Source organism: Vibrio sp. 10N.286.46.A8, assembly GCF_041470165.1.
GTDB classification, from domain to species: domain Bacteria; phylum Pseudomonadota; class Gammaproteobacteria; order Enterobacterales; family Vibrionaceae; genus Vibrio; species Vibrio tasmaniensis_A.
The window spans coordinates 1-565 of record NZ_JBFRLX010000376.1 but is presented as its reverse complement, the minus strand read 5'-3'; the positions used below and the strand labels follow the sequence as shown (position 1 = coordinate 565).

1 protein-coding gene is annotated in these 565 nt (G+C 46.5%); it reads left to right on the top strand.

Going from position 1 to position 565, the window contains the following annotated elements; genetic code table 11:
• The coding region (gene greB / locus AB4232_RS22545) for a transcription elongation factor GreB (RefSeq protein WP_372088081.1) at positions 1-442 on the top strand (442 nt) is incomplete at its 5' end.
• Positions 443-565: the final 123 nt, after the last annotated feature.

Here is a 565-nt window from a genome sequence, read left to right as displayed (position 1 = left end):
CAAAGCAGAACATGACCACTTATGGCACGAGAAGCGTCCTGAAATCACTAAGATAGTCACTTGGGCTGCAAGCCTTGGAGATCGTTCAGAAAACGCAGATTACACCTTCAATAAGCGTTTGCTTCGTCAGATTGATCGCCGAGTGCGTTTCCTACGCAAATTCCTACCAGATGTCACTATCGTGGATTACTCGCCACAACAAGAAGGTAAGGTATTTTTCGGTGCTTGGGTCGAAATTGAGAATGATGATGGGGAAATTAAGAAGTTTCGAATTGTCGGCCCAGAAGAGATCTACGGCGATGCCAAAGGCTATATCTCTATCGACTCACCAATGGCTAGAGCTCTGCTCAAGAAAGAAGTGGATGACGAGTTTACGGTAACCACACCGGAAGGCGACAAAGAGTGGTTCATTAACTCGATTCGCTACGCAGACGACGAATAATCAAACCTAATAAACACTTAGCGATGAGCTGAGTGTTCAAGCAAACCCAAACGCCAGATAAAAGAAAACCCCGCTAGGCTTTCGCCTGACGGGGTTAAGTCTCTATCGCAGCAATCCGGCTAC